The 24,215-nt window shown below is 58.1% G+C and carries 18 protein-coding genes and 1 tRNA gene; 7 read left to right on the top strand and 12 right to left on the bottom strand.

From position 1 onward, the window contains the following. The first annotated feature begins 134 nt into the window (after window positions 1-134). Window positions 135-1,040, top strand: a complete 906-nt coding sequence (locus RE428_RS11190; protein ID WP_004582094.1) for a LysR family transcriptional regulator — start codon at window positions 135-137, stop codon at window positions 1,038-1,040. Window positions 1,041-1,579: 539 nt separating this feature from the next. Here the strand turns inward: RE428_RS11190 and RE428_RS11185 are convergent. The 3 genes from RE428_RS11185 to RE428_RS11175 all read right to left on the bottom strand — a co-directional run bounded on the left by RE428_RS11185 (window position 1,580) and on the right by RE428_RS11175 (window position 3,615). Then, window positions 1,580-1,670: transfer RNA gene (locus tag RE428_RS11185), tRNA-Ser, on the bottom strand. 125 nt (window positions 1,671-1,795) lie between these two features. After that, window positions 1,796-2,632 carry a CheR family methyltransferase gene (locus tag RE428_RS11180; RefSeq protein WP_004582093.1) on the bottom strand — a complete coding sequence of 279 codons (837 nt, stop codon included), beginning with the start codon at window positions 2,630-2,632 and terminating at the stop codon, window positions 1,796-1,798. 50 nt (window positions 2,633-2,682) lie between these two features. Beyond that, window positions 2,683-3,615 carry a chemotaxis protein CheV gene (locus RE428_RS11175; protein WP_004582092.1) on the bottom strand — a complete coding sequence of 311 codons (933 nt, stop codon included), beginning with the start codon at window positions 3,613-3,615 and terminating at the stop codon, window positions 2,683-2,685. A gap of 204 nt (window positions 3,616-3,819) precedes the next feature. Here RE428_RS11175 and flgA point away from each other — a divergent pair, with 204 nt between their 5' ends. The 3 genes from flgA to RE428_RS11160 all read left to right on the top strand — a co-directional run bounded on the left by flgA (window position 3,820) and on the right by RE428_RS11160 (window position 5,517). Then, window positions 3,820-4,524, top strand: a complete 705-nt coding sequence (flgA, locus tag RE428_RS11170; RefSeq protein ID WP_004582091.1) for a flagellar basal body P-ring formation chaperone FlgA — start codon at window positions 3,820-3,822, stop codon at window positions 4,522-4,524. Window positions 4,525-4,718: 194 nt separating this feature from the next. Continuing rightward, window positions 4,719-5,039, top strand: coding sequence for a flagellar biosynthesis anti-sigma factor FlgM (gene flgM / locus RE428_RS11165; protein ID WP_040883461.1), 321 nt, complete (start codon window positions 4,719-4,721; stop codon window positions 5,037-5,039). 7 nt (window positions 5,040-5,046) lie between these two features. Then, window positions 5,047-5,517: a flagella synthesis protein FlgN gene (locus RE428_RS11160; RefSeq protein WP_004582089.1), complete on the top strand. Its 471-nt coding sequence runs from the start codon at window positions 5,047-5,049 to the stop codon at window positions 5,515-5,517. 119 nt (window positions 5,518-5,636) lie between these two features. Here the strand turns inward: RE428_RS11160 and RE428_RS11155 are convergent, their stop codons facing one another. After that, a complete protein-coding gene (locus RE428_RS11155; protein ID WP_004582088.1) occupies window positions 5,637-6,374 on the bottom strand; it encodes a cyclic di-GMP-binding domain-containing protein, MshE-related in 738 nt (245 codons plus the stop codon). A gap of 332 nt (window positions 6,375-6,706) precedes the next feature. Here RE428_RS11155 and RE428_RS11150 point away from each other — a divergent pair, with 332 nt between their 5' ends. The 3 genes from RE428_RS11150 to RE428_RS11140 all read left to right on the top strand — a co-directional run bounded on the left by RE428_RS11150 (window position 6,707) and on the right by RE428_RS11140 (window position 10,046). Beyond that, window positions 6,707-7,315, top strand: a complete 609-nt coding sequence (locus tag RE428_RS11150) for a peptidylprolyl isomerase (protein WP_004582087.1) — start codon at window positions 6,707-6,709, stop codon at window positions 7,313-7,315. After that, window positions 7,315-9,213: a bifunctional tRNA (5-methylaminomethyl-2-thiouridine)(34)-methyltransferase MnmC2/FAD-dependent 5-carboxymethylaminomethyl-2-thiouridine(34) oxidoreductase MnmC1 gene (mnmC, locus tag RE428_RS11145; protein WP_004582086.1), complete on the top strand. Its 1,899-nt coding sequence runs from the start codon at window positions 7,315-7,317 to the stop codon at window positions 9,211-9,213. The genes RE428_RS11150 and mnmC overlap by 1 nt, the downstream gene beginning before the upstream one ends. A 200-nt stretch (window positions 9,214-9,413) precedes the next feature. Then, window positions 9,414-10,046 carry a CBS domain-containing protein gene (locus RE428_RS11140; RefSeq protein ID WP_004582085.1) on the top strand — a complete coding sequence of 211 codons (633 nt, stop codon included), beginning with the start codon at window positions 9,414-9,416 and terminating at the stop codon, window positions 10,044-10,046. Window positions 10,047-10,081: 35 nt separating this feature from the next. Here RE428_RS11140 and RE428_RS11135 read toward each other — a convergent pair whose 3' ends face one another. From RE428_RS11135 to dbpA, 8 genes are all read right to left on the bottom strand, one after another. Then, on the bottom strand, window positions 10,082-12,967 hold the full coding sequence (locus tag RE428_RS11135) for a hypothetical protein (RefSeq protein WP_004582084.1): 2,886 nt from the start codon (window positions 12,965-12,967) through the stop codon (window positions 10,082-10,084). A 206-nt stretch (window positions 12,968-13,173) separates the two neighbouring features. Continuing rightward, window positions 13,174-15,192, bottom strand: coding sequence for an NAD-dependent DNA ligase LigA (gene ligA, locus RE428_RS11130; RefSeq protein ID WP_004582083.1), 2,019 nt, complete (start codon window positions 15,190-15,192; stop codon window positions 13,174-13,176). 96 nt (window positions 15,193-15,288) lie between these two features. Beyond that, entirely contained in the window at window positions 15,289-16,341 is a 1,053-nt protein-coding gene (gene zipA, locus RE428_RS11125; protein ID WP_406564737.1) for a cell division protein ZipA, read from the bottom strand. 366 nt (window positions 16,342-16,707) lie between these two features. Next, window positions 16,708-20,205, bottom strand: coding sequence for a chromosome segregation protein SMC (smc, locus tag RE428_RS11120; RefSeq protein WP_004582081.1), 3,498 nt, complete (start codon window positions 20,203-20,205; stop codon window positions 16,708-16,710). A gap of 36 nt (window positions 20,206-20,241) precedes the next feature. Continuing rightward, window positions 20,242-20,925 carry a GntR family transcriptional regulator gene (locus RE428_RS11115; RefSeq protein WP_004582080.1) on the bottom strand — a complete coding sequence of 228 codons (684 nt, stop codon included), beginning with the start codon at window positions 20,923-20,925 and terminating at the stop codon, window positions 20,242-20,244. Between the two features lie 130 nt (window positions 20,926-21,055). Beyond that, window positions 21,056-21,460: a YciI family protein gene (locus RE428_RS11110; RefSeq protein ID WP_004582079.1), complete on the bottom strand. Its 405-nt coding sequence runs from the start codon at window positions 21,458-21,460 to the stop codon at window positions 21,056-21,058. Window positions 21,461-21,554: 94 nt separating this feature from the next. Beyond that, on the bottom strand, window positions 21,555-22,784 hold the full coding sequence (locus RE428_RS11105) for an RNA polymerase sigma factor (protein ID WP_004582078.1): 1,230 nt from the start codon (window positions 22,782-22,784) through the stop codon (window positions 21,555-21,557). 50 nt (window positions 22,785-22,834) lie between these two features. Then, window positions 22,835-24,211 carry an ATP-dependent RNA helicase DbpA gene (gene dbpA, locus RE428_RS11100; RefSeq protein WP_004582077.1) on the bottom strand — a complete coding sequence of 459 codons (1,377 nt, stop codon included), beginning with the start codon at window positions 24,209-24,211 and terminating at the stop codon, window positions 22,835-22,837. Window positions 24,212-24,215: the final 4 nt, after the last annotated feature.

Genomic DNA, 24,215 nt, shown 5'->3' with positions numbered 1-24,215 from the left:
CGGCTGTTATCCTGAAGTGTGGGCACGGGAAACTGAGGTGGTGCTGAAGTCTCAAACGCTGTGGCCGACCGTCAAAAAAATACCAACCTGTAATCGCGATTGGAAAACCGTTTATTCACTGGAATGGGATGTCCATGCAACTGGAAGACCTTCGCCTCTTTACCAACACCATCGACTCCGGAAGTTTTACGGCCGCTGCTGAGCGACTTGGCCTGTCCAAGCAGTACGTCAGCCGGCGTATGACCATGCTCGAGGACGAGTTGGGCGTACGCCTGCTCGACCGCACGACCCGACAGACGAACCCGACCGATATCGGGATGACCCTCTACGCTCGCGCGATTCGGATACTTGACGACGTCGACGAAACCAAGGAACTGGTCAGCAGCCAAAGCTACACTGCCCGGGGTACCCTGCGCATCAGTGCACCCATGACTTTCGGCACAATGTATCTGGGCGAAATCTTGCCCACATTCCTGGAACAACATCCGCTGGTCCATTTAGAGCTCGATCTGAATGATCGTCCGGTGGATATCGTTGGCGAGGGATATGATATGGCCATTCGCAGCGGGCAATTGGCCGACTCCACCCTGGTTGCACGTCGGCTGATGGACGTCGATATGGTTGCCTGTGCCAGCCCCGATTACCTGAATGAGCATCCTGCACCGGCAGCACCCCACCAACTCAAGGAATACGACTGCCTGCTGTATGGCCACGGCAGCAGTATGGACTGGGTCTTCGATGAAAACGACAGCCCCCTGCAAATCACTGTAAAAGGGCCCCTGCGCGCCAATAATGGTGAAGTGCTGCGGGACCTGGCGATTGCCGGCCGTGGTATCGCCTACCTGCCCGACTTCATCGTCAGCGGTGCCGTTAGTTCAGGACAGTTGATGCCTATACTGCGTCAATATTCCCCGTCCGCCTCCGCCGTCTATGCGGTCTATCCCAAACACCGACAATCCTCAAGGCTGGTGCAATTGTTTGTGGAGTTCCTTATCGATCACTTTGCCGCCCGCGCAAGATCGACCACGATCGACGTTTAGCCCGCCCCCTCCGAGGCCGTCGTCGCGTTCGCTCCGACGTTCCTCCGCAAGCTTCGCCTGCTACGGTCGAACCCGCGAGGGGTCTTCTACCCTCCCGATCAGCCAATAAAAAACCCGACACTACGGTCGGGTTTCTTGCATTCATGCTTCGACGACACTTTACGGGACGCTTCCCGATCGGGATTATTCGGCGCTTTGCGCCTCACCCATTCGGGGCCGTCGTCGCATTCGCTCCGACGTTCCTCCGCAGGCTTTGCCTGCTCCGGTCGAACCCGCGAGGGGTCTTCTACCCTCCCGATCAGCCAATAAAAAACCCGACACTACGGTCGGGTTTCTTGCATTCATGCTTCGACGACACTTTACGGGACGCTTCCCGATCGGGATTATTCGGCGCTTTGCGCCTCACCCCTTCGGGGCCGTCGTCGCATTCGCTCCGACGTTCCTCCGCAGGCTTTGCCTGCTCCGGTCGAACCCGCGAGGGGTCTTCTACCCTCCCGATCAGCCAATAAAAAACCCGACACTACGGTCGGGTTTTGTATTGGCGGAGAGGGAGGGATTCGAACCCTCGATACGCTATTAACGTATACACACTTTCCAGGCGTGCGCCTTCAGCCACTCGGCCACCTCTCCAATAAACTGTTCCAGATGGGCTCTGCCGATCTGAGGGCGCAAACTCTAATGGTTTTGCTCGGGTTTGGCAACTCTGATTCGTTATTTTCGTGTAAAAACAACGGAGAGTGCAGTTTTTGATCAAACTACTTCTTCTTCGCCCGATAGATAATCCCCGGCTGGCACTGCACCATCTCGTAGAGATCCGGTAACCCATTCAAGGATTCCGACGCCCCCAGGATCAAGTACCCGCCGGGGTTCAGCGTGGAGTGGATGCGCGTGAGGATATCTTTCTTAAGGTCGGCGGAGAAATAGATCAGTACGTTGCGGCAGAACACCAAGTCGAACTTCCCAAGCACGTAGCGCTCAAGCAGGTTCAGCTCCTTGAATTCGACCATGTTCTTGATCGCAGGCTTGATCTGCCAGCCACCGGAGGGCAGCGCGGAGAAGAAGTTCTTCTGGCGCTCCGGTGAGAGGCCTCGCCCGATCGCCAGCATTTCGTATTCACCTTTCCGGGCAACGTCCAGCACGCTGCGGGAGATGTCCGTCGCGACGATGCGGGCATCGCCGCGCAACTTGCCCGGTTTCTGGCGTCGAAATTCATCAATGGCCATACCAATGGAATACGGCTCCTGCCCCGTAGAGCATGCCGCAGACCAGATACGCAACTGCTGCATACCTTTGAACTCCGCCAGTTCAGGCAGGAGACGGTCTGTGAGAATACGGAACGGATGCGTGTCCCGAAACCATAACGTTTCATTGGTGGTCATCGCATCGATAACCACTTCACGCAGCGGGTTTCGTCCTGGCCTCTGCAGGTTCCTCACCAAGTCACCCAGAGAATCGTGGCCGTTCTCTTCAAGAATCTTGCGCAGTCGGCTTTTAACCAGGTATTGCTTGTTTTCGCCCAGCAAAATGCCACACGCATCCTGCAGGAATGTCTTGAACGCTTCGTATTCCTGGGGAGTTATTTCAGATTTCATGTGCTCTCAGCAGTTATGGCATTAGCCTGAATTGCGTGCAACGGAATGGCTTAAAGCTTATCCATCACTTCCATGACGCGTTCGGCAAGTTCGTCAGGGCTGAACTTCGCCATGAAGTCGTCAGCACCAACCTTTTGAACCATCGCACGATTGAATACGCCGCTGAGGGAAGTGTGGAGCATGATATACACGGATTTTAACTGGGAATTTTCCTTACAACGGGTGACGAGAGTGTACCCGTCCATCTCAGGCATCTCGACATCCGAAATCATAAGCGAGATATGATCGGACAAGTCAGAGCCGTCCGCTGTCAACTCTTTGACATATTCCAAGGCCTGCTTGCCATCGTTCTTGGTAACGACACCAAGCCCGATAGCCGTAAGACAGCGTTCTACCTGCCGTCTCGCGACAGAGGAATCGTCGACCACGAGCACCGGCCGGTTGTCAGACCTATCAGTCTCAGAACTCCTGGAAAGCAATTCCTCGCCGACGTCCTCTTTTAGCGGCGATACTTCAGCAAGCACCTTCTCGACATCGATAATTTCGATTAGCTGCTCATCGATCCTGGCAACGGCTGTGAGATAGACCTCTCTCCCAGCCCCTTTTGGCGGCGGTGAGACGTCTTCCCAGTTGAGGTTAACGATGCGTTCGACGCCTGCCACAAGAAAGCCCTGGGTACGACGATTGTACTCTGAAATCACGACAAAGCTTTCAGATAGCTTGTCCTCGGGAATACCCGGCATGCCGATGGCCAAGCCCAGATCTATCACCGGGATCGTTTCGCCCCGGATATGAGCGACCCCGCGAACGACAGAGCGACTTTTCGGAATAGACGACAGCTTCGGGCATTGAAGAACTTCTTTCACTTTGAAGACATTGATGCCGTAAATCTGACGTCCCTTTAAGCGAAAGAGCAGAAGTTCGAGACGATTCTGCCCGACCAGCTGCGTTCTCTGGTTAACGCTGTCTAATACACCTGCCATAACGATCTACCTATTAATAGAACTTTCGGGTTACCGATCTGGTCGATCCTTGGAGCCAAATTACGGCACGTTTATTGCGAAAGCTTTCCTGAAACGCCATTGAATCTTTAACTGACGACGTAAACTCGTCAACAGAAATATGTCAGGAATTGACTTAATTTTACCTTGCCCGTTGATCGATAAGCATAGGACATATACAGAGAAATGCGCATCATCATTTTGTCGCTACTGACCGCACTGGCATTCAGTCCATCGCTGCAGGCCGTCGAAAAAACGACGCCGGCCGACCTGAAGACGGCGGCGCGTACCTTCCTGAAAGACTTTGCCGAGCAGCAGAAGGATGAAGGCTACGCCGTGACATACAGCCTGGGCAACATCGATTCGCGTCTCAACCTGGCACCCTGCCCGGACGACCCATCGGTCAGGTTTTCCAGCGATCCGCTGTCGACAACCCAGCCTACCCTGGAAGTCTCCTGTTCCGGCCAGCGGCCCTGGCGCATGTTCCTGTCGGCGACGGTGGAGATCCGAGGCGAAGGGCTCGTTGCGGCGCGCCCCCTCAGCCGGGGCGACAGGGTTACGGAGAGCATGATCGACACCCAGCCGATCGTCGTCAATTCAGTGCGTCGTAGCGCGGTCACCCGTCGCGATGCCCTGATCGGCATGGAGCTTCGCCGTTCCGTCAACGCAGGCACCGTCTTCACACCGGATATCGTGATCCAGCCGGATGCCGTCGCACGGGGCGACCATGTTATTATCGTTGCACGTAGTGGTCCCATTGCGGTGGAATCGAGAGGCAAGGCCCTGGCTAACGGTCGGATCGGCGAGCAGGTCCTGGTCCAGAACTTGCGTTCCGAACGCACACTGAGAGCAATGATCACTGCTCCGGGGCGCGTCGAAGTGCCCATGTAAGCTCAGGGAGCGGCTGATTGACTCTTGGGCGCCAAAAGGAAAGGGATTGCCGCAAGGCGGCAGGAACGCGCCGCAAATTCTTTTTAAAAATCCCTAAAGTTCTATGCAGCCCGGCCGATACAAATTGAAACCGGATTGCAATGGCGCCGTTGAAAGGCGCCTTGGCAACTCATCAGCATGCGCAGGTAACGATTATGTCAGTTGACTTCAATGGAATTGGCCCCGGCCAGGTCAACACCAAAACCAGCTCTACCACAACGGACAAGGCGGCTCAGAAGAGCCCGGCCACGCCTACCGAGCAGGCCCGTACCCAGGGGGCTCGCCCGGACAACGTCAGCTTGAGCAGCCAGGCACGTGACCTCAAGAAACTCGAAGAACGCCTGGACAGCTATCCGGAAGTCGACGACAACCGGATTGAACAGATTAAATCCGCGCTGGCAGACGGTAGCTACAAGATTGACGCAGAGAAACTGGCCCAGAAAATGCTTGATATGGATAAAAGCATTTTTGGGTGAGTAAAGCATGGCTGCCATTGATGAGTTGAAATCACTGCTGCAACAGGATATCCAGCAACTGGAGCAATTAGGCGGGTTGCTGGCCTCCGAAAAGAAACATCTCAAGTCTTCGAATATGGATGGCCTACAGGTTGTCACACAAGAGAAGAACCGCATCCTGAGCGACATCCGCGAGCGCGCCAAACGCAAGATCCATGCGCTGGTGAACATGGGCTTCAATCCGCGTCAGGGCCAGCCTTCCACCTTTATCCGGGCAGCCGGCTTGGCCGACCTTACCCAACTCTGGATCGATGCTGAGAATCGCCTCAAGGCCTGCCAGCGTATGAACCAGGTCAATGGCCGTATCGTCGGCAATCTTCAGCAGCGTCTGGGTCGACTGACGGAAATCTTCCGTGGTTGCTCGGAACAGGCGAAGCTTTACGGAGCCCAAGGTCAGTCAACGGCCGTAAGCCACAAGACCGTGCTGGCCAGCGCCTGACGGAAAGTCCGCTTCAAGAGTACAAATTACGCTATCAAACAAGAGCCGGGGCTGGACCACACACTCAGTCCCGGTTTTTTCTGGATAAAGGCCTTTAGCACTAACGATTACAGGTAGCGTTAACGGGCATAGATCGTCATGTGAGAAGCAGGATCGAATCGAATATCGTGCAGGCTGACATTACCCATCGATGGCCCAGTAGATCCTGATACACGGATATCGTTCATTTCGATTAACTCGATCCGCTCTGGCAAAGCGAGCCTGAGACCACCATCCGCCAGCAACTCCAGACGGGGCCTATCCGCCCGGTAATGCACTCCGGAAATAGTCAGGTCCGAGTCCAGGAAGTTCAGGATCGGCACGAAGGTATTGGCCACCAGTTTCAGGCCCTCGACCGCATTCGCGCTTTCCTCAAGTCCGGCCTCGGCATCCGCCGGCATTTGCCCCACATGTTCGATGCGTGCCAGCAGCGAATCGGTAGCCTGGCCGGAGACATTACTCATCTCGTCTTCCGACAAGGGCGCAAAACCGAGACTCTCGGAATAGGTTTGTCCGGACTGGCTTGCAGCAGCCGCAGACCCAGGGGACGAGGAGGCCAGCGTTACCACAGGCTGCAGCGGCAGCGTCACCATTGCCATGAACGCTGCGGCATGGCGGTAGCGCTTCTGATGCTTCAGGACACGACTCAGCTCACGCTCGGTGATCCAGCCTGAGGCAATCAGCACTTCACCCAGCAATGCACCGGACGCTCGCTGCTGTTGCAGGGCGTTGTCCAGCTCGTACTCCGAAATATAACCCCGATTGATAAGCAGCCGCCCGAGACGCGACTTCTCCTGATGACCTTGAGTTGTTCTCACTCCTTTCCTCCGTGGCTGTTGCCTCACCCAGCAAAAGCATGGATCGAACCGACCAGGCTGTACAGAAACCGATCGATCTCTTGCGTTACACCGGGTTATAAAACGCAATACCTTGTTGTGTTTATTCTGGATACTGTCGTAATGCTTCAGGACTGGGCTTACTTGCCATGTTCATGTCGCAAACGGTGACACCCTGAAACAGACCGGCTGCCCCACTCCTTCGCCGGGCCAGGCCGGGAATCTGCTAGACTCACTATCCCTTTGATCAAAGCATGAGGATGCCCCCCGTGACGAGCCCGGTGCTAAAAAACAAGGTTAAATCTTCCTGTTCTGTGAACTTTTGCCGTGCCTTGCTAGTGAGCACGCTGGCGCTGACCGGTAGCGCCTGTGCGGAAACCCCAGCCAAGCAGCCCCAGGCGAACGGCGATTTCCCCACCGTCAGAATCGAGACGACCGAAGGCAACATGACGGTGAGACTGCGTCCGGATGTGGCGCCAAAGACAGTGGAAAACTTCCTGGAGTACGTCCGCAGCGACTTTTACGAGGGCACCGTCTTCCACCGAGTTATCCCCGGCTTCATGATTCAGGGCGGTGGCTACACCGCCAACCTGAGCGGCAAGCCCACGCGTACGCCGATTGAGAATGAAGCCAAGCGAACCTTCGGCAACGTGCGCGGTTCGATCGCCATGGCCCGCCGGAACGATCCGGACTCAGCCACATCCCAATTCTTTATCAACCTGGTCGACAATGAGTTTCTCGACGAAGGTGTCCGTGGCCCCGGGTATACGGTATTCGGTACGGTTACCGAGGGCATGGGCGTTGCGGACGCTATCGCCAATATTCCGACCACGCGAAAAGGTGGTATGGCCGATGTACCGGCCAAGGCTGTGGTGATCCAGTCGATCGAAATCATGGAAAACGGGGACGTTAAGCAGCCCTGATGAGCATCACCCCCATACCAGACCAAACCCTCGGGCCTGCCATCGAGACTGCAGAGATCGACTGGCAGGACGGACAGCCGGTATCCCGCGCATTCGGCGATGTCTACTTCAGTCGGGAAAACGGCCTGGAAGAAACCCGCTACGTTTTTCTGGGCCATAACCGTATCGAGCAGCGTTTCGCAGCACTGGAAGAAGGCGCCAGCTTCGTGGTCGCGGAAACCGGCTTCGGTACCGGGCTGAACTTCCTGGCGACCTGGCGGGCCTGGGAACACCATGCGCCACCGGATGCCCGCCTTCACTTCGTGTCCGTCGAACGCTATCCATTGACGCCGGCTGACCTGGAGCAGGCGCTTACCCTGTGGCCCGAGCTGGCACCGCTGGCCGAAGCGCTCATCGCACAATATCCGGCCCTGGTAACCGGGACTCATCGATTGGTATTCGATAGCGGCCGGGTAAGGCTGACGCTCTACTTCGGCGAGGCTCGGGATGCGTGGTCGAACCTGCGTTTTTCTGCCGACGCCTGGTATCTGGATGGCTTCGCGCCCGCGTTGAACCCGGATCTTTGGCTCGAGCAACTGATTGGCCAGATCGCTACCCGCAGTCGCCCTGGCGCGACGGTCGCAACCTTTACTGCCGTCGGCGCAGTTAGACGTGCGCTGCTCGCGGCAGGCTTTTCCATGCGTAAAGTGCCCGGGTTTGGCCGTAAGCGAGAGATGCTGGCCGGCGAGTTCAATGCCCCCGCCTCGGTGGTACCCCGCCAGAACCATTCTCCAGTCACTATCGTGGGGGCCGGTATTGCTGCGGCGCTGACAGCACGAAACCTCGCCGAACGCGGGCGTGACGTGCATATCTTCAGTGCCGGGGATGAACCTGCAGATGGCGCCTCCGGGAATGCCCAGGCGGCACTGTACGTAAAACTTGGGGTCGACTACGGCCCGGAAACCCAATTGGCCCTGCATGCCCTGCTCCATGCCCAGCGGACCTACCAACGCTATGATCCGGACAATACCCGTTTCTGGCACCGGACAGGGTTGCTGCAACTGGCCGGAAGCGAACGGGAAGCCGACCGCCAACGCCGATTCCTGGAACGCAACCGTTACCCCGGCAACGTCCTCCAGTCTGTAAACGTGACGGACGCACAGAGGCTTAGCGGCAGTCCGGTGCAATCCGGCGGCCTATGGTTCCCTGACAGCGGCTGGCTCGAACCGCCGCATCTGTGCCAATGGCTCCTGGAGCATCCCCGTATCCAGTGCCACTACGGACATAAAGTCGAGCAGGTAAGACATGATGGCCGGCAGTGGCAGCTAGCGTTTACCAATAGCGAGGCCCAGAGTTCCAACATTGTTATTCTGACCGGCGGGCACCAGGTCGCCAACCTCCTGCCCGACGGTCAGAATTATCGCTTCCGTGCCATCCGGGGGCAGGTTTCACAGTTGCCGGCGGAGGCCATTACCGGAACCGACGCCGTCATTTGTGGCGACAGCTACCTGAACCCGATCCATGGGGAGTATGCGGTGACGGGTGCAACCTTCGATCTGGATACGACCAATCCGGAACTCCTTACCAGCTCCCACCAGGAGAACATCGATCGACTATCGACATGGCTACCCGGTATTTGGTCCCAGGTACCTCCTCCTGCCGCAGAGGCGCTTCCAGGCAGGGTCAGCTTCCGCTGCACGACTCACGACTATCAGCCGGTCGCGGGCGCGGCTGGAGCCACCGACGAACCGCGAGGACTTTACGTGTTGACGGGACTTGGCAGCAAAGGCTTTGCCCTTGCGCCCCTATTGGCGGAATGGTTGGCTGACGTGATTTGTGGTGAGCCGGAAAGCCTTGAGCCGGTCATCTCGGATCGCCTTTCACTAGCTCGCTGCAGGCGCTCGACTGACGATAGATAATCTGTCGCCCCAGGAATTGGGTTCCAGCAAAATCAATCGGTTGCGCATTGTTACGATAAATTGATTCACTTTCTCAGCCACTCGCCGATAAGGTAATCAAGATTGGAGATTCCCAGGTTCCCGCAAACGGTGATTATTCACATCGGTGGTATACCAGAAGCCAGTGGAATTTCCATAACCTTTTGAGCGAAGGATGGCAGATGCCCATATTTGTCAGCGAGCCTGGTCGCCCCCAGCAAACACGACTTCCGGAGATATTCCGCGGACGCCAGATTGGTGTTGTCGATGAGCTGAACGAAGGGCAGTCCGCCCATGAGAGCCGCAACGAGCCGATCGATCCTAACGCCGAGCGGCACAATCGTGCTGTGGTCAGGCGAGCCATCAATGAATATGGTGAGCAGGCACAGGTAGATCCGGACGATACCGCGGCCTACCTGCCAGTCTCACGTGTAGCTTCGGCGGCCATTTACTCCCTGCCGGCATCCGCCACCTTTGATGAAGCGCTCAAGGAAATGGCCCGGCACAATATCCACCATATGGTGATAACTGCGGATAACACCGTTGCTGGCCTGGTGGACCAACGCTGGATCCTCGCATGGCTGCACCAACACGACGAAGATGAACGCCTGGTCCGTTTCTCGTCAGTTGAACTCCCTGCCTTCCTTACCGCCACGCCGGAAACCGATGCCCACCAACTGGCCCGGTTGATGTTAGCCCACCAGCTTAACGCAGCGCTGGTCATCGGAACCGGGGAACGCCCCAATGCCATCGTGACCAAGACCGACTTCCTGCGGCTGTATGCCGAAAGCAGCGTACAGGAAGGCGACGTCTAACAGGGCTTTTAGCCGTTAACAGACAGCTTTACGGCTCAGGGCCCAGACTGAGGCGCACTATTGAGCCACCGCCCATCCCCGTTGAACAGCAGAATCTCGTAAACGCGCCCCCCGGAGACCTCTCGCGAAACAAGGGCCGTGATCTCGGCATCCTCAAAACTTACAAGCGCGTCGAGACGAGCCCCAGCGCCGATATCCGGATATTGGGTACGCCACACTTCTTCCAGCAGGCCGACAGTGTGCTCGATAATTTCCTCCGGATCGTCTTCGTCCTCTTCTTCGAGAACTTCCGTCTTGCGCTCGATCCTTGCCAGGAACAACCCGCCGGCCGGACTATCCTCCTGGAACACGCCACTGGTCCGACCGCCCAGGATGGCATCGCCGTCAAAGCGGGCCAATCCGGTAAAGGATTCATCGCTGGCGTCACTGATATCATTCAGCGAAATCGCGGCATCGAACGCGCCACTCAGGTTATAGGTGAGCAGATAGCCCAGCGTGGTGGCCGCCTGGGGCTGGGCATCGAGCCGTGTAACGTATTCTTCCTCATCGATACCACGGTCGTAGCCAAACAGCCCATCACCCAGCATCCAGACGAACGAATTATCCACCAGCGCCGAATTGATCGTGTCATTCTTTTCGGTACCCAACTGGCTCACCTCGGGCGGAACCTCGATGGAGCCGGAATAGTTCGTCAGGAAAAGGTCGCGTCCGCCAAGCGCGGTATCCGTGCCGATTTGCCCCGTTGTCGTACCGATCGCATAGGCTGTGGATGTACTTACCCCGAGCCCTTGCACCGTTTCGTCCGCACCGGAACCGTTCTGTGCCGTCCAGGCGATTTCAGGTTTCTCGACGCCCTCATCGGTAATGGTATCGATCCGCTGGATATAGGGGTCGATACCGCCTCCTCGGGTTTCTTCAGGCCAGGCACCGGTCGTAGTTCCGGTCAGGAAAACGCTACCATTGGTATTCAGAGCCACCTTCACGGGGATGTCGTCTCCAGACGTGCCAAACTGGCCGTGCCAGATTTCCTTGTATTCGACATCATCCGCATCCCGCCGGAAATAGTAGATTGCGGTGTCGGTCGCGCCGGCGTGGCTATTGCCGGGAATAGCTCGATTCGTCTGGAAAGCCACCGCGAACTCACGCCGTGTCCGTGTTTCGTTGGCCACCGTATTGGTCCGCTCTTCGTAGGCAATAATGGGCCTCGCGTCGATGGTGCCGTTCGTTGGGATAGTGAAATCCTGCTCCGGCGTCGACTCCCCAAAGCGATTGAATATTTCGATATGCACGTAGCGTCGCGCCCCATCTGTGAACGAGCTAACGACGAATATCCGGCCGTTGTCACCCACCGCAACGTCATTGGGCTGCAAACCCAGGGTCGAGTCGCCGACCATGAGGGGCGCGGTCATTTCGTTGATCCAGAGCTTCAGGTTGTCACCCTCGCCGGCATAGCGCGGCCGTCCGTCGTGATAACCCTTGTCGACGGTAATCGTCAGGTACTCATCGTTGTTATCGGGCCCATTCTGGGCCGGATCTTCTTCAGCGGGCGGCGAGGCCGAATCGTCGACCGCTCTGACCTGGAAGTTGACTGTGTTGATGCCCGCCGGGAATACCAGTTCGTCACCGGCAGTGAATGCATCGGGATTGTCCTGATCGACCACAAGGAATTCATAGTCATCGGCTTCCGCGCCACCTTCACTATCCTCGTCGTTGGTCAGCCGCGCATAGTAGATCTCGTCGGCAGGCGCGTCGCCACGGTCGAGCACCGCCTTGAAGGCCTGGGCTTCCCCCTCGTTGATGGCTGAAACCGACTGGTCTTTCGCTGATCGGAAACTCACGGTCGGCGCGTTGTCGGCGATCGTGATGCCCTGCACCACTTCATCATCGCTATCGCCAAGCGATACGAGCCCCTGACGCACTTCGGTAAGCGCGATCTCGAGGAATTCGGTTGGCTCGGCAAATCGGTCGTCGACCACTTCGAGACGGATGAAACACTCCGTAACACCGCGATCGAGCGTGATCACCCCGGAGGTTTCACCCGTCACTTCGATGTAGTCCGGCTGCGGTAGCCGCTGGGATGCTCCGCTACCATTCCCGTTGCCCGCCAGTACGATATCGCTGCCTAATTGCGCACGCGTACGGTTCAGAGCGGAGAACTCACAGGCTTTATTCGGCGGTGTGGCGCTGTCATCACAGTCAGCCGGGTCATAGTCGGAGCGCAGCTCAAAGGCGATCTTCGAGGTCTGGACGGAGGGCTGGTCGAGCAATACCTTGACCAGTACCGGATAGGTTTCGAGTGTAGCGGTGTTGTTCGCGCTCTCCAGCGAGCCGTCGCCAGCATAGGAATTGAAGGTAATGGTATGCCGGCCCGTTCCTTCCATATTGGGCATGGCGCAGAGCTCCCCCTCCCCGGCGCCGGCCACGTCCTCGCTACGCCGGCCCTCGGTAAACGTCTCGGAACTCAGGCTCAATTTGTTGGTTTTCACCTGAATATCGAACGGTTGCACACCGACGCGTGAACCATCAGTCGTGGTCAGGTTGATGTCGTCGTTGTCGACCAGGTCCGCTTCGCCGCGGTTGCCCCCGGTGACGCCCGGCACACCGCGCATGATGATGCCCTGGCGTGCCTTGTTGGATGTATCCTCCAGCCCAAGCCATGGCGGTGCATTGGTCAGCGAGTAGTCGAGAATACCGTCTCCTCCATAGGCGCCGAAGTTGTAGTAGTACTCAACCCCCAGATAGGCCGTTCCAGGCGGCGTGCCGATGATGGTCGGCTGCTCCGGGGATTTTTCGCTCTTGCAACCGGTAATCGCCAACACCGCAACGAGGGCTAAGCCGAGGCGCAGCTCGACCAGGACTTCGGCGATATGGGTCAGGAACGGGAGCACAGAGGCGGATCGCAGGATCGATTCGGCACGCATTCAGAAATCCATTTACCGGAATTGTTGTTGTAATACACCGGCCTGCACACGTCCCAGCAATTAGGGCGTTCGTTTACAGGCGGTTACATATCAATGCCATGGTAATGAATTTCCAGGGGAGGCTATCTGCACGAGTTCTCAGAATCAGTGGGTGTATCGGACCGCCGACGCTAATTGTCGGCGACCCAGTCAACGGATGGGATAGCTCAGGTACCCGGATTATCGAGGAACGCGATAAAGTCGTCCTCGGTCATCACCGGTACACCGAGGGATTCTGCCTTCGTCAGCTTGGAGCCGGCGGCCTCACCGGCTACAACGTAGCTCGTCTTGCCCGAAACGCTACCGGATACCTTGGCGCCAAGGGCTTCGAGCTTTTCCTTGGCCTCGTCCCGTGTCATCTGGGAGAGTGTTCCAGTCAGCACAAACGTCTTACCGGCCAGCGGCGACGCACCTTCGGCACGCTCGTCCTTCTTCCAGTGCACGCCGGCCTCTTTCAGCGCCTCGATGATTTCCTGATTATGTGGCTGATCAAAGAACAGGTGAACGTGACCGGCAACCACCGGGCCGACATCCGGTACCGTCTGCAGCGCGTCCTCATCGGCGTCCATCAGCGGTTGGAGATCGCCGAAATGCGCGGCCAGTCCTTTGGCCGTCGCCTCGCCGACTTCTCGAATGCCCAACGCATAGATGAAACGCCAGAGTTCCGGCTCACGGGATCCGGCAATAGCATCGACAAGATTGCTCGCGGACTTCTCCCCCATCCGCTCCAGGGTCTTGAGGTCGTCTACGGTTAGCTTGTAGAGGTCGGCAACATTCTTGACCATGCCACGGTCGAACAGGATATCGATCCATTTCTCGCCCAGCCCCTCGATGTCCATGGCCCTCCGCGATCCGTAGTGCTTTATGGCTTCGCGTTGCTGGGCACCGCAGTAAAGACCGCCGCTACACCGTGCAACCACTTCACCCTCAAGCTGTACGACTTCGGAATCGCACACCGGGCAACGCTCCGGGCGTTTGACCTCCTGCGCGTCCTTGGGACGTTTCTCGGGCAAAACTTTTACGACTTGGGGAATGACGTCACCAGCGCGGCGAATGATGACCGTGTCACCCACATGTAGATCCAGCCGCTCGATCTCGTCCATATTGTGCAGGCTGGCATTGCTGACTGTGACGCCGCCAACAAATACCGGTTTGAGTCGCGCTACCGGCGTAACCGCACCCGTTCTTCCGACCTGGAAGCCGACGGCTTCAACGACTGTCATTTCCTCCTGGGCCGGAAATTTCTGGGCAATGGCCCAGCGCGGCGCGCGGGAGACAAAACCCAGTTCCCGCTGGAGCGCGAGTTCATTGACCTTGAAGACGATACCGTCAATCTCGTACGGCAGATCGTTGCGCAGTTCCAGGAGGTCTTCATAGGCCTTCAGGCATTCCTCGACGCCGGTCGCCTTGCGCATTTCCGGATTGATCCGGAACCCCCAGTCTTTGAGCTTCTGGATACAATCCCAGTGCTTATCGGGCAAATCGCTCTCGTTCTCGACGGCTACGCTGTAGGTGCACAACTCAAGCGGGCGGCGGGCAGTCACCCTCGCGTCCTTCTGGCGAAGGCTACCGGCGGCGGCATTACGCGGATTAACGAAGGTTTTCTCCCCGCGATCGGTAAGGTCCTGGTTCAGCTTCTCGAACCCCGCCTTCGGCATATAGACCTCGCCACGCACCTCGACCATGGCAGGCCAGCCTTTGCCGCGCAGGCGCAAGGGTACCGAATAAATCGTGCGGATGTTGGCGGTAATATCCTCGCCGGTATAGCCATCCCCACGCGTGGCGGCCCTAACCAGCAGGCCATCCTCGTAATGCAGGCTGACGGCCAGACCGTCGAGTTTAGGTTCGGCTACGTATTCCACCGTATCCTCTCGTTTGAGGCGATCACGCACACGACGGTCGAAGTCGGTCAACTCCTCGGCACTGAAGGCATTGTCCAAGGACAGCATGGGCACCCGATGGGTCACGGACTCGAAGGTGTTCGAAGGCATGGCACCCACCCGCTGGGTGGGCGAATCCGGCGTCACCAGATTCGGGTGCTTGGTTTCGAGATCCTGCAATTCGCGCATCAGGCGGTCGTATTCGGCATCCGGCACGGCCGGCTCGTCGAGTACGTAATAGCGATAATTGTGATCGTCGATCTCGGAACGTAACTGCTCAATACGTTGAGCCACTGAATCTGCCATGGTCTCTGCCTGTCCGGTACGAAAAATGCCCGGAGGACCGGGCATTGTTGGATATATAGCGGTGTTACTAGCCGTGCCGTCTCGATCTATGCGTCGTTAGCCTACGCGCTGTGACCGACGCTTACGCTCGAATTCACGGATACGTTGACGACAATGCTCGATGGTTTGCGGCGTCATCACGCTGCGGCGCTCGTCCTTCAGTTCGCCACCCAGGTTATGCACCACGCACTGCGCCGTTTCCAACATGAATTCGAAGGCCTTGAGCGAATCAGACGGCCCCGGCAAGCTCATGAAGAAACTGATACCCGGCGTCTTCATATCTGCCATGTCCTGGGCGCGGAACGTCCCCGGCTCGACGGCATTTGCGACACTGAACTGGACCGGCGTGCGGGTGTCGTCGCTTTCGTGGCGGTGATAGATGTCCATATCACCGAATTCCAGCCCGCAGGCCTCAAACAACTTCTTGAGCGCCATGCCGTCAAAGGCGTGTTCCTTGCGAGCCAAAACGTTGATTACGATCACTTCCTGGGCATCCGGCCGGTTAGCGCCGGCTTTGGGACGATCACTGTCCACGGCCTTCGGCGCCCGTTCGCTACCACGCTTGGCGGTATCCTGTTCCACGGCGCTGTTCCGGGGGGTCACCGGCTCTTCAGCTACAGGCGGCTCCTCAACGACCGGTTCTTCCGGCTGCGTTTCGGCCTCATCGGAAAGGACAGGCGGCGCATCTTGCGGTTCGGCATACCGTTCTTCCGGTACCTGGACGTCATCCAGGGAGCGCTCGTCTGCCGCCCGTGCCTCGCCAACCCAGTCGTCGTGGATGACATGATCATCGTAACCCTCGTCCACGGCACTCATGTGCTCGACGGGCTCATCGAATTCGTGGGCCGCGAGATCGTCGGCTTCCGACGACGCCCAGCGAGCCTCTTCAGCTTCTTTTGCGGCCTGCTTCTCTTTTGCAGAAACGATGGGACGCGTCGGTTTTTGGGGCGGCAAGCCGAAGCGGGTCTTACCGGCGGACTTGAGGTATCCACGGTCCTGAAGCGTGTCGGCCGTCACTGGCCGGGAGCCGCCATTTGGCAGTTCGGGGTTGTATTCGCCCTCCCCCGGTTCGTCATCGATGGGCGATGACTCGATGTTGTCGGCGCCCATGCCGGACGAGATGGCCTGCGCCTCTTTCCGGGAACGGTGCATCCGACGAACACCGTCGATGACAATACCCAGAATGATCAGGGCTCCAATGGCAATCAACCATTCACGCAGCGACATAGAAAAGCTGTCCTGTTAATTCTTTTAATCCGTGAGTTCCCGTTTGAACAGGGCATGGAGCGCGGGACCCCGACCGGTCAGACATCCCCTTCAACCGCCCCGCGAGCGCCTGTAGACGCCGATTGGGATACTCTAAGCAATGACCGTCAGGAATACAACGCGATGCCGGACCACATGGCGGTATTGTCATTGAATACGGCATAAAATTGACGGTGCGCGGCATCCAGCTATCAACGGACAGGCATTCAATCAAGCCTCCGCCAGTGCCGCAGCCTCTTCCACATCCACGGACACCAGTCTCGAACAGCCCGGTTCGTGCATGGTGACGCCCATCAACTGGTCGGCCATCTCCATAGCGATCTTGTTGTGAGTAATGTAGATAAACTGCACCTGGGATGCCATTTCCTTCACCATGTTGGCATATCGGCCCACGTTGGCATCGTCGAGCGGCGCATCGACCTCGTCCAGCATACAGAAAGGGGCCGGATTGAGCTGGAAGATGGAAAATACCAGCGCAATTGCAGTCAATGCCTTCTCGCCGCCGGATAGCAGGTGAATGGTGCTGTTCTTCTTGCCCGGCGGCCGCGCCATGATGGCGACACCGGTTTCCAGCAGGTCTTCACCGGTCAGCTCCAGATAGGCACTGCCGCCACCAAACACTTTGGGGAAAAGGGCCTGGAGACCGCCGTTGACCTTGTCGAAGGTTTCCTTGAAGCGCTGACGGGTTTCCCGGTCGATCTTGCGAATGGCCGTTTCCAGGGTTTCCAGCGCCTCGATCAGGTCCTGGTGCTGGGTATCCAGATAGGTCTTGCGTTCGCTCTGGACCTGATATTCATCAATGGCCGCCAGGTTGATCGCGCCCAAACGCTGGATACGGCCGGCAATTTTTTCCAGCTCCTCGGACCATGCCTGATCGGTTGCATCGTCAGGCAACGTCTCGAGAATCTCCGCCAGCTTGACGTCCAGTTCCTGGAGCTGCTCCAGATGGTTCTGGGAGCGGATTTCCAGGGCCTGCGATTCCATCTTCACTTTTTCAAGGCTGGCGCGAATGTCCTGAACCTGATGCTCGATGCGACTGCGGTTCTGCTCGAGTTCACGCACCTTGCTGTCGATTTCCTCAAGTGAATCCCGCGCGGCACCAAGCTTCTCTTCCTCCGCCAATCGTCGGTCCAACAGACCCTCAAGCTGCAGGGCCAGATCCTCGATCGGCTCTTCGGCGGTCTCGCGGTTTTCGCGCAGCACCATGATCCGCTCTTCCAGCCGCTCCTTCTGCAGTTGCATGCGATCCAGGGTCTGTTTCAGGCCGCTGTGCTGGCTCTGCAGGGATTGGATTTGCAGTTCCACCTGATGGGCATGATCCCGGTCGTGCCGGGCCTGGTGGCGCATCTGATCGAGTTTTTCACGAACCGAATCCCGACGGCTAAGCAACGACTCTTTCTCGTTGGCATGATCCTCGGTGGCATTAAGCGCCTCCTGCCAGACGGAACGGATTTCCTCCAGCTTCTCCTGCCCTTCCTCAAGCTGTTCGCGCACATCAGCTGTATCGTCGTCGATGCGTGAGAGACGGGATTCGATCTGTTCGGCGCGGGCCTCCAGGCCACTCATACGCGATCCGATATCACTCAGCTGCCGGTCTACATCGGAAAGCCGCTGCTGGGCGTCATCCCGCTGCATCTCCGCCGCCTGGGTACGTTCCTTGAGATCCGTCAGCCGCTCGTTGGCCTGTTCCCAGCGTTCTGTCAGCTCAGCGACTTCAGCCGTCAGGGCATCCACCTTTTCCTGGCGGGCGATCACGCCGACTTGCCCTTCCGCAGATTCGGGCGTCTTCAGCCAGCGGCGCCCCAGCCATACACCGTCCGGTGTAAGGATGCTCTCATGCGGAGCCAGTCCTTCACGCCGGGCCAGTGCATCCTCCAGTGAATCCGCAGTGTGGATCGACTCGAGGAAGCCATGTAGGCCGCCGGATTGGCGTACCTCGCTGGAAAGACGGCCTGGCGTTGCATTCTGTTCAGCGCCTTCCGGCATCACCAGGGAAAGGCCTCGAGGCGCACTGCCCAGCATACCTGCCAGCGAATCCACGGCGTCGACACAGACGCTCTGGGTGAAGCTACCCAAGACCTGCTCTACGGCAAAGGCCCAGCTACCGGACGCCTTGACCTGTTGGGCATAGCGCGGACGGTCAGCCAGCTGCTGTTCCTGCAACCACGCCTGCAACGTATCGTCGTTGCTACCCAACTGTTCTGCCAGCAGTGATTCCTGTGAGGTCAGATTGGCTCGGGCGGTCTGCAGCTGCTCGCGTAACTCACTGCTTTCTGTTTCTGCGTCGATCTGCTGATCGCGGGCCGTCTGCAGTTCAAGGTTAGCGGACTCGATCTGCTCCTCGGCTTCCTCCCGCTGCATGCTTAGCATTTCCCGCTGCTCGCGCAGATCGTTCAGTTCCTCACGGTTGATCTGGCCTTCGAGCACCTGGCGTTCATCGGTCAGGCGGTGAAGTCGGGTTTTCAGACTTTCGATGGAATCTTCGGTCGCACGAATACGGGACTGGGCCAATTCGGCCCGTTGCCGGGCTTCGGCAGACCGGCTACTGAAGCCTTCCCATTCATGCTGCCAGTCCCCCATGGCCTGCTCGGCATCCTGCAGGGCTTCGGCCGAGCCTTCAGAGCGTGCAGCCAGTTCTTCCCGTTCCGGCTCGAGCACCGCCAATTCCTCGGCGACGCTGTTCATCTTTTCCTCGTCGACGCCCAATTCTTCCGCCAGTTCCCGCTGGTTCGCCAGCGCCTGGTCCAGTTCGGCGGCCATCTGACGGGAGCGCTCGCGTTGATGCTCCAGACTCTGTTCGATACGGGCTATGTCGGCGCCGGCCTCGTAGTAACGGGCCTGGGCCTTGTTGAAATGCTCGGTGCGGTCCTGGTGATCTTCGCGAAGCCCTTCAAGGCGTGTCTCCAGGCTGACCCGCTCGGTCAGTAGCCGCTCCAGCTCCAACTCGGTGTCGCGGGTACGTTCGCGGGTTTTCTGCAGCTCCTTATCGAGGGACTGCCAGCGGAGGACTGTCAGCTCCGCCTTCTTTTGCCGCTCCTCGTGCTTGAGCGTTTTATACCGCTCAGCTGCCTGAGCCTGGCGTTGGAGGTGCTGCAACTGGCGTTCCAACTCGTCCCGCAGGTCGGTGAGGCGTTCAAGGTTCTCGTTGGTACGGCGGATGCGGTTCTCGGTTTCCCGGCGGCGTTCCTTGTATTTGGAGATGCCCGCCGCTTCCTCGATGTAGATTCGCAGCTCTTCGGGCTTCGCCTCGATCAGGCGGGAAATCATGCCCTGCTCGATAATCGCATAGCTGCGGGGGCCGAGGCCGGTACCGAGGAAAAGGTCCGTGATGTCCCGGCGACGGCACTTGGAACCGTTAAGGAAATATTCGGACTGGCCTTCGCGGGAGACCCGCCGCTTGACGGAGATTTCGCTGAACTGGGCGTATTCGCCGGGCGCAGAGCCATCGGCGTTATCGAAGACCAGTTCGATCGATGCTTGACCGACGGGCTTGCGCGCACTTGAGCCATTGAAGATGACGTCGGTCATGGACTCGCCCCGCAGGTACTTGGCGGAGCTTTCGCCCATAACCCACCGTACGGCGTCGATAATATTGGATTTGCCGCAACCGTTGGGACCAACGACTGCCGTCATGTTTGAGGGAAAGGGCACCGTCGTCGGATCGACGAAGGATTTAAAACCGGCAAGCTTGATTGATTTAAGACGCATGACTGCCCGTTATCCCGATCTGCCAATCTTTGCTGCTTATCCGTGGCGGGCAGCGCTTTCTTCTGTTTGCAGGGTCCTGAGAACCAATCCCCGCTGATGTTCGCCAAAATCCCGGATCGCCCGGGTCAGCCCATCCGCATCACGATCGACGGCTGCCTGGGCGAGTTTGGCAAAGAATCGACGGGTTCCCGCCAATTCACCCCGGAAATTATCCATGGCGAGGTAGTAGGTACGGCTGATTGCCGGTTTGAAGTTTTCCAGGGTTTCTTCAAGAAACGGATTGTCCACGATTCGATGGGCCAGGCGCATCACCTCGAACCCCGCCTCGATGATTTCTGCCTTGGGCTCGCTACTGGCGTCGATCTTCGTATCGAGCGCCCTCATCTGGTTCACCAGCGGCACGAGGTCCGCACCTTCGGTTGTCTCGATCAGGCGCCGAGCCAGCATACCCAACAGTTCGATGTAGATATCGTAGAGGCTGTTGACCAATGCCGGCGTGAGTTGGGAAACGACCGCTCCCTTGCGCGGGAATATTTCGATCAAATGACGCCGTTCCAGAATCAGCAGTGCCTCACGCACCGAGCCACGGCTCACATCCAGTTCACCGGCAATGCGCAGTTCCTGGATCCGGTCCCCGGGCGATAGCTGGCCGACGACGATACGCTGCCCGAGATGTTGGGCAATCTGTTCGGAGAGGCTTTCGGGCGCTTGGAACCGCATGGCTTACTTCATGGCTGTAAAATTAACGCCGGAGTGTAACACAACCTAAAGCCGCCTCGAACAAGTCCGCGACAAGTACACAATCGCTAGAGACTTACACAGTCACTGCCAATACTGAAGGAGGCTGATTCTACTGCACCTCTGCACGCCACGGCCGATCGTCGGTAAAAGCGGTATCGGCAAACGGCTCGATTTCACGCACCGGCCGAATTTCCACGGAGCCCAGTCGGGCGGGCGGGATTTTTCTGGCCAATTGCAGCGCCTCGTTCAGGTCCCGGGCGTCGAGCATGTAGAAACCGGCCAACTGTTCCTTGGTTTCGGCAAAAGGGCCGTCCGTCGTCGTCGCCTTGCCATCCCGGACCCGTATCGTGGTCGCGGACTCAACCGGCTGCAACGCCTGACCCGCGAGGAAGTGGCCCGAGTTCTGTAGGCCCTCGACACACGCCAGACATTCCCGGTTCAATGAGCCCCACTCCTCACTCGACATCGCCTTGATAATGTTCTCGTCATAGTAAACCAGAGCCAGATATTTCATGGGATCAACCTCGTGCCTTGTTGGTGTTATTGGCTAGTCGAACGAAACGCTGCCGAATCGACAGGGCCGGGAGATGACTGTCGAAAATGCATCCCTATTTAAGTTGGGCCGCCATCTCTTCCGCCCGGGCCTGCAGAAAGCGCCGTTCCGGCTCTTGTTCCGCCAGATTGAGCGCACGCTCATACGCTGCCAAAGCTTCCTCCGGGCGGCCGAGACGGCGAAGGAAATCGGCCCGTGCCGCGTGCGCGAGATGGTAGTTTCGGAGATGACGGTCCTCAATCAGCGCATCGACGCGCTCTAGCCCGACCTGGGGGCCGTCGCGCATAGCAATGGCAACAGCATAGTTAAGTTCGATCACCGGCGTATGAACCTGTTGCATCAGCGCTTCGTAGAGTCCGGCAATCTGCACCCAGTCCGTTGCCTCGGCGCTTGGGGCCTCATCGTGAACGGCGGCAATAGCTGCCTGCAGGGTATAAGGCCCGAAGGCACGTGTAGCCAGCGCACGGGTAACCAGGTCTGCGCCTTCCGCGATCTGTGCCCGGTTCCACAGCGCGCGGTCCTGTTTCTCCAGCGGAACCAGGTCGCCATCCTCATTCGTACGCGAAATGCGTCGCGCGTCGTGCAGGAGCATGAGCGCCAGCAGACCCACCACTTCCGGCTGGGGTAAAAGTTCCATTAGCAGTCGGCCCAGCCTGATGGCTTCGTCCGCCAATTGGTGACGGGTAACGGCTTCCCCGGTGGAAGCGGAGTAACCTTCGTTGAAGACCAGATAGATAACCTTCAGGACCTCGTCCAGACGTTCCTGCAATTGGTAGGGGCCTGGCACTTCGTAGGGAATGCCGGCGTCGCGAATCTTGTTCTTGGCCCGCACGATGCGTTGTGCCAGCGTGGATGGCGTAGTGAGGTAGGCCTTCGCAATCTCTTCGGTCGTCAGCCCGCAGACTTCGCGCAAAGTCATAGCCACCTGAGCTTCGGGCGCCAGACTCGGATGGCAGCAAGTGAAGATCAGACGGAGCTGATCGTCCTCAAGCATTTCATCATCGATCTCTTCATTCTTTTGCGCGGTTTCCAGGCTGATCTGGCGGGATACGTCTTCAAAGCGGGCTCTACGGCGAATCTGGTCAATGGCACGGAAACGGCCGGTCGATACCAGCCAGGCCGAAGGATTGTTGGGGATACCCTCGCGGGGCCACTGCTCAACGGCGCAGGCAAACGCATCGTGCAAGGCTTCCTCCGCCAGCTCGAAATCTCCAAGCAAGCGAATCAGGGTAGCCAGAACCCGGCGGGAATCCCGGGCGTAGATTGCCTCGATCCTGTCGCGCATCCCGCGCTCCTTGGTGTCACGGTTTTGCCTGGTGACTGCTGGTCAGACGGCTAGATGCGTCTGGCCCGGAACGAACGTCCTTTCATCTTGCCTGAAGAAAGCTTTTCAAGCGCCTGTTTTGCATGATCCCGGGTGACGGCAACAAACGCACTGTTATCCATTACGCTGATTTTTCCGACAGCCTTTCCCGGAATACCGTCTTTGCCAGTAAGCGCACCCAAAATATCGCCGGGCCTTACCTTCTGTTTTTTACCACCATCGATCTGCAAGGTCACCATCGGCGGCTTGTAGGTAGTCTGGTTGCGTTGGTTTCCCGCGGGCAGATTCGCTTCCTTGATGGGCTTCCCGGTCTTTTCGGCCAACGCCTCTATCTTGTGTTTTTCCTTCTCGGAGAAAAAGGTGAAGGCCAGTCCTGTGTTTCCGGCACGACCGGTACGGCCGACCCTGTGGACGTGGACGTCCAGGTCACGGGCCACATGGAAGTTGAATACGGCATCCATGTCGTCTATATCCAGACCGCGTGCGGCCACGTCCGTTGCAACCAGTACCGTAGCGCTCTTGTTGGCAAAGCGCACGAGTACCAGATCCCGCGCTTTCTGTTCGAGGTCCCCGTGCAATGCCAAAGCGGTGAAGCCCATACTGCGCAAGGCGTCGGCCACCGTTTCTGTCTCTCGCTTGGTATTGCAGAACACAATGGCCGAGTCAGGCCTATGCTTCATCAACAACAGGCGCAATCCATCGATGCGCTCTTCGTCGCTCTTAACCGGGTAGAAAAACTGCTGGATCGACTGATGGGCGTGGCCGGCTTCGACCTCGATACGCTCAGGCGCGTTCATGACGTGTTCGGCGATGGCTGCAATCTGCTCGGGATAGGTGGCGCTGAACAGCAGCGTCTGGCGGGACACGGGCAGTTGCGCGACGATAGCATCCAGCTCGTCCTGGAAGCCCATATCCAGCATACGATCCGCTTCATCGAGCACCAGCAAGGAAACGTCGTCCACTTGGAGCGTCCCTTTGCGCAGGTGATCCACCACCCGGCCCGGCGTACCGACGATGATATGGGCGCCATGTTCGAGGGACCCGATTTGCGGCCCGATCGGCTGGCCGCCGCACAAGGATAGAATCTTGATGTTATGGATCGCCCGCGCCAGCTTACGCAGCTCCCGGGCCACCTGGTCTGCCAGCTCTCGGGTGGGACAAAGCACCAGCGACTGCACCCGAAAGCGTTCAACCTCCAGTTTCTGCAGCAGTCCCAAACCAAACGCGGCTGTCTTTCCCGACCCCGTGCGGGCCTGAGCGATCACATCCTGCCCTTTCAGTATCAGCGGTAGACTTGCCGCCTGGATGGGCGTCATCGCCTCATAACCGAGGGATGACAGGTTGCCCAGCAAGTCGGGACGTAGGGGTAGCTGAGCGAAATCGGACATGGAA

Origin of the sequence: Marinobacter nanhaiticus D15-8W (assembly GCF_036511935.1) — a bacterium.
GTDB lineage: Bacteria > Pseudomonadota > Gammaproteobacteria > Pseudomonadales > Oleiphilaceae > Marinobacter_A > Marinobacter_A nanhaiticus.
Note: the sequence above shows the minus strand (reverse complement) of the source record. Positions and strands in the feature narration are given on the sequence as shown.